This is a genomic window from Kytococcus sp. HMSC28H12, from assembly GCF_001816045.1.
GTDB classification, from domain to species: Bacteria; Actinomycetota; Actinomycetes; order Actinomycetales; family Dermatophilaceae; genus Kytococcus; species Kytococcus schroeteri.
The window spans coordinates 1-5,802 of the sequence record NZ_KV824346.1 but is presented as its reverse complement, the minus strand read 5'-3'; the positions used below and the strand labels follow the sequence as shown (position 1 = coordinate 5,802).

Here is a 5,802-nt window from a genome sequence, read left to right as displayed (position 1 = left end):
CCCGCAAGCGCCCCGCCCCGCCGGTGACCCCGGTGGGCGGTTCCCCCGATGCCGAGAAGGGCGCCGCACGCGGCGAGGGCCGCCAGCGCCCGGCCGCCCAGCGCGCCTCGTTCACCCCCACTCCGGTGCCCGGCCCGCTGGTGGACACCTCGGCCCTCACCGAGACCGACCAGTCCGCCTTCGGCTCGCTCGCCGAGTCCGGCGAGGTCGTGCGCACCGACGCCGACGGCACCACCACCGTGGTGGGCAGCTACCCGGGCGCGGACGCCGCCGACGCCGTGGCCTACTTCGTGCGCAAGTTCGACGAGGTCGTGGCCTCCACCGTGCTCCTGGCCCAGCGCATCCACGCCGGCAGCGTGACCGCCGCCGAGGGCCGCCAGTCCCTGGAGGCCGTGCGCACCCATCTGGCCGAGACGCCGATGGTGGGCGACTACGCCACCCTCTCCTCGGTGCTCGACGAGCTCACCGAGGCCCTGCGCGACAAGGAGCGCAGCGACCAGGCGCAGCGCGCCGAGGCCCGCGCCGAGGCCGCCGCCGAGCGCGAGAAGCTCGTGGTGGAGGCCGAGACCCTGGCCGCCACCGACCCGGCGCAGATGCAGTGGAAGGCCGCCAGCGACCGCATGCGGCACATGGTGGACGACTGGAAGGCGATGCAGCGCGCCCAGATCCGCCTGGACAAGCCCACCGAGAACGAGCTCTGGCAGCGCCTGGCCAGTGCCCGCAACACCTTCGACAAGGTGCGCAAGGCCCACTTCGCCCGGCTGGACGCCGAGCGCGACCAGGCCCGCGTGGTCAAGGAGGAGCTCGTCAAGGAGGCCCAGCGCCTGGCCACCCGCACCGACGACCCGCGCACCGCGGGGGCGTTCAAGCGCCTCATGCAGGACTGGAAGCGCGCCGGCCGCGCCCAGCGCTCGGTGGACGACGCCCTGTGGCAGCAGTTCCGCGCCGCCCAGGACCAGTTCTTCAACGCCAAGGACGCCGAGGCCGCCGCCAAGGACGAGGAGTACGCCGCCAACCTGCCCGCCAAGGAGGCCCTCCTGGCCGAGGCCGAGGCGCTGCTGCCGGTCAAGGACCTGGACACCACCAAGCGTCAGCTGCGTGGCATCCAGGAGCGCTTCGAGGCCGCCGGCATGGTGCCGCGCGCCGACGTCAAGCGCATCGAGGGCCGCATGCGCGCCGTGGAGCAGGCCGTCCGCGAGGCCGAGGACCTGCAGTGGAAGAAGACCTCGCCGGAGCACGCCCAGCGCGCCAGCCTCTTCGCCACCCAGCTGCAGGGCGCCGTGGAGGACCTGCAGGCCAAGCTGGCCAAGGCCGAGGCCGCCGGCGACGAGAAGCGCGCCGCCAAGGTGCGCAAGGAGCTGGAGACCAAGCAGGCGTGGCTCGACCAGGCGCAGCAGGGAGTGGCCGAGTTCGGCGGGGAGGCATGATGGCGCGGCTGGACCGGTTCGACACCGACGAGGTGGCCGCCGGCCTCATCGCCTACCTGGACGACTCCCCCACCCCCTTCCACGCGGTGGCCTCGGCCGCCGCGCTGCTGGAGGGTGCCGGGTTCACCGAGGTGGACGAGACGCAGGCCTTCCCCGAGGGCCCGGGGCGCCACTACCTGGTGCGCGGCGGCTCCCTCGTGGCGTGGAGCACCGAGCACCTCCCGGCCGGTGCCGGTCCGGCCACCGGCTTCCGCGTGGTGGGTGCCCACACCGACTCGCCGACGCTGCGCATCAAGCCGCGCCCGGACGTGTCCTCGGCCGGGTTCGCCCAGTTGGCGGTGGAGCCCTACGGCGGGCTCATCACCAACTCGTGGCTCGACCGCGACCTGGGCCTGGCCGGCCGGGTGACCCTGCGCGACCCGCAGGGCACCGACGGCGTGCGCACCGAGCTGCTCGACGTGGACGAGGCCCTGCTGCGCGTCTCGCGCCTGGCCATCCACCTCGACCGGGACGTGCGCGAGGGCGAGGCCCTCAACGCGCAGCGCCACCTCGTGCCGCACTGGTCGGTCTCCCCCGACGCGCCGGCCTTCACCACCTGGCTGGCCGGGCGCCTGGGCGTGGCCGAGGCGGACATCCTCGGCTGGGACCTCATGGCCTACGACCTCACCGGGGCGGCCCGCATCGGCCTGGACGGGGGCCTCATCGCCTCGGCCCGGCTGGACAACCTGGCCACCTCCTACGCGGCGGTGCGCGCCCTGCTCGATGCCGTGGGGTCGCCCGTGGGCGACGGCGCGGCCATCCCGCTCATCGCGCTGTTCGACCACGAGGAGGTCGGCTCGATGACCGAGCGCGGCGCCTTCTCCCAGCTGCTGCCGGCCGTGCTCGAGCGCATCGTGCTGGCCCGCGGCGGCGACCGCCAGGACCACCTGCGGGCGCTGGCCTCCACGGTCATCGCCTCGGGCGACATGGCGCACGCCACCCACCCCAACTACGCCGACCGCCACGAGCCCGGCCACCACATCGCCGTCAACGGCGGACCGGTGCTCAAGGTCAACACCAACGGGCGCTACGCCACCGACGGACTGGGCACGGCGGCCTTCCGCCTGGCCTGCCAGCAGGCCGGGGTGCCGATGCAGGAGTTCGTGGTGCGCTCGGACCTGCCCTGCGGCAGCACGGTGGGCCCGATGACGGCGGCACTCACCGGCTCCACCACGGTGGACTTCGGCGCCCCCACGCTGTCGATGCACAGCATCCGCGAGGTGTGCGGCACCGCCGACCAGGCCATGTACGCGGCCTGCCTGGCGGCCTTCCTCGACCCCGCCTGAGGGCCGTCCGGCCCCGCCCCCGTGACCCGCGTCGCCCTCAGGCGGCGCGGGTCACGGAGTAGATGCCGCGGATCTGCTTGAGCGTGGACACCACGTGGTCGAGATAGTCCACCTCGGCCAGCTCGAACTCCAGCCGACCGTAGGCGGTGCGCCCGTCCGGGGAGGAGAAGGCCACGTCGGAGAGCACCAGCCCCAGCTCGGCGGTCACCCGCATCACGTCGGCCAGCAGCCCCTCCCGGTCGAGTCCCTCCATGACCAGGCGCGCGGTGAACGCGCCCCGCGGTCGTTCGTCCCAGGCCACACGCACCATCCTCTCCGGGCTCTGCACGAGCTGCTCCACGTTCGGGCAGTCACGGCGGTGCACCGAGACGCCACGGCCCGTGGTCACGTAGCCCACGATGTCGTCGCCCGGCACCGGCGCGCAGCACACCGCCAGGTGGCTCCACACGTCGTCCGAGCCCACGATGTGCACCGGTGCCTCGCCGGGGTGACGACGACGCGTCGGCGCGGCCACGGCATCGGCGGGAACCAGCGGCTCGGGCTCCTCCATGCCGTGGGCCTGGCGCAGCAGCTCGATGACGTGCTCCACCGAGGCACGCCGCTCCCCCACGGCCTGGAACACGCCGTCCCGGTCGTGCACGCTGAGCTTCTCCACCACCGGCTGCAGGGCCTCCGGGCGGGTCCACTGCTTGACCGGCAGGTCGGCCTTGCGCAGGGCGCGCACGAGCATGTCGTGGCCGGCGGCGGTCATTTCCGCCTTGCGCTCCCGGCTGAACCACTGCTTGATCTTGGACCGGGCCCGGGGCGTGGCCACGAAGGTGAACCAGTCGCGCGAGGGGCCGGCCCCCTCGCCCTTGGCAGTGAGGATCTCCACCGAGTCGCCGTTGGCCAGCTGGGTGTCCAGCGGCACCATCCGGCCGTTGACCGTGGCGCCCACCGCCTTGTGCCCCACGTCGGTGTGGATGGCGTAGGCCATGTCCACCGGGGTCGAGCCCTGGGCCAGCGACACGATCTTGCCCTTGGGCGTGAAGACGAAGACTTCCGGGGAGGAGATCTGGAAGCGCAGCGTGTCCATGAAGTCCTCGCTGCTGGCGTCCACCGCGAGGTCCATGGTCTCCCGGAGCCACGAGAGGTCCTGGGTGGAGCGCTGCGGCTGCCCGCCCTGCTTGTAGCGCCAGTGCGCGGCCACGCCGTACTCGGCCAGGCGGTGCATGTCGTGCGTGCGGATCTGGATCTCCACCGGCTTGCCGCCGGTGCCCATCACCGTGGTGTGCAGCGACTGGTAGCCGTTGCCCTTGGGGGTGGCGATGTAGTCCTTGATGCGGTTGGGCAGCGGGGTGAACATCGAGTGCACCAGGCCCAGGGCGTGGTAGCAGTCCGAGACGTCCTGCACGAGGATGCGCAGGGCCACGAGGTCGTGGATGTCCTCGAAGGCCCGGCCGCGCACCGTCATCTTCTGGTAGATCGACCAGTAGTGCTTCTCGCGCCCGGTGATGACGCCCGGCAGCCGGGCCTCGGCCATGGCGCCCTCGAGGCGCTGGCGGATCTCCCCCAGGTACTTCTCGCGCTCCGGCGCGGCGGCGGCCACCTGCCGCACCACGGCCTCGTACACCTCGGGCTGGCTGAAGCGGAAGGACAGGTCCTCCAGCTCCCACTTGACGGCGTTCATGCCCAACCGGTGCGCCAGCGGGGTGTAGATGTCCAGGGTCTCCACGGCCTTGCGGCGGGCACTGGCCGCCGAGACGTAGCGCCAGGTGCGCGCGTTGTGCAGCCGGTCGGCCAGCTTGATGACCAGCACCCGGATGTCCTTGGACATGGCCACGACCATCTTGCGCACGGTCTCGGCCTGCGCACTGTCGCCGTACTCCACTTTGTCGAGCTTGGTGACGCCGTCCACGAGCAGGGCGATCTCCGGGCCGAAGTCGGCCTCCAGCTGCTCCTGGCTGTAGGGCGTGTCCTCCACCGTGTCGTGGAGCAGGGCGGCGGCCACCGTGGAGGCGTCCATACCGAGGTCGGCCAGCAGGCCGGCCACGGCCACCGGGTGGGTGATGTACGGGTCCCCGCTCTTGCGGACCTGGCCCTCGTGCGCCCGGGCGGCGACCTGGTAGGCGCGTTCCACCACCGAGAGGTCGGCCTTGTCGCCGCGCTGGCGCAGGCGGCGCATGAGGGGGGCCAGCTCGGGGGTGTCGGTGCGGGAGGTCCCCAGTCGGGCCAGGCGTTCGCGCACGGTCCAGCCCGTCGTGGGGCGCGTCTGCTGGCTCATGTCGGGATGATACGCGGCGTCACACCCTCACCGGTGCCGACGTGACGCAACGGACAGGGCCCCGCCGGCGAGTGCCGGCAGGGCCCTGGGTGCGGTGGGGTGGTCTCACTCCTGGACGAGCAGGCTCACCACGTCCACCCCCACGTCCTCGAGCGCGGCGCGACCGTCGAGGAAGCCGAGCTCCAGCACCACCTCGACGCCGGCGACCTCCGCCCCGGCCTCGCGCACGAGCTGCACGCAGGCGGCCGCGGTGCCGCCGGTGGCCAGCACGTCGTCCACCACGAGCACGCGGTCACCGGGCTGCAGGGCGCCGGTGTGCACCTCGATGGTGGCCGTGCCGTACTCGAGGGTGTAGCTGGCCGAGAGGGTCTCGCCGGGCAGCTTGCCGGCCTTGCGCACGGGCACGAAGCCCACGCCCATCGCATAGGCCATGGCCGCGCCCAGGATGAACCCCCTGGCCTCGATGCCCACCACGACGTCCACCGACCCGGCGCGGCGGCGCACCACGTCGTGCACCACCGCACGGCTGGCGTGCGGGTCGCGCAGCAGCGGGGTGAAGTCCTTGAACACCACGCCCGGCTGCGGGAAGTCCGGGATGTCGTCGAGGCGCGAGGCCACGAGCTCGGTGAGGGCCTCGCCCTGCGGCAGCTCCTCGGCGCCCTGGGCGCCGTGCACCGGGGCGCTCACTGGGAGCCCCAGGCGGCGGGGTGGCGGGGACGACCGGTGGCGATGGTGCGCCCCTCACCCGTGGAGGGGGCCCCGGCGGCCACCGGCACGGCGGTCGTCG

Annotated in this window: 4 protein-coding genes; 2 read left to right on the top strand and 2 right to left on the bottom strand. The window is 73.2% G+C overall.

Going from position 1 to position 5,802, the window contains the following annotated elements; translation table 11 throughout:
* On the top strand, positions 1–1,427 hold a 1,427-nt coding region (locus HMPREF3099_RS03410), incomplete at its 5' end, for a DUF349 domain-containing protein (RefSeq protein WP_237769723.1).
* Positions 1,424–2,752 (top strand): M18 family aminopeptidase, encoded by a 1,329-nt coding sequence (locus HMPREF3099_RS03405; protein ID WP_070703956.1) that lies wholly within the window; start codon positions 1,424–1,426, stop codon positions 2,750–2,752. The genes HMPREF3099_RS03410 and HMPREF3099_RS03405, both read left to right, overlap by 4 nt.
* A 37-nt stretch (positions 2,753–2,789) precedes the next feature.
* On the opposite strand, the gene HMPREF3099_RS03400 is transcribed toward HMPREF3099_RS03405, so the two are convergent.
* Positions 2,790–5,015: a RelA/SpoT family protein gene (locus HMPREF3099_RS03400; protein WP_070703954.1), complete on the bottom strand. Its 2,226-nt coding sequence runs from the start codon at positions 5,013–5,015 to the stop codon at positions 2,790–2,792.
* Between the two features lie 105 nt (positions 5,016–5,120).
* Positions 5,121–5,702: an adenine phosphoribosyltransferase gene (locus tag HMPREF3099_RS03395; protein WP_083323458.1), complete on the bottom strand. Its 582-nt coding sequence runs from the start codon at positions 5,700–5,702 to the stop codon at positions 5,121–5,123.
* Between the last annotated feature and the right edge of the window lie 100 nt (positions 5,703–5,802).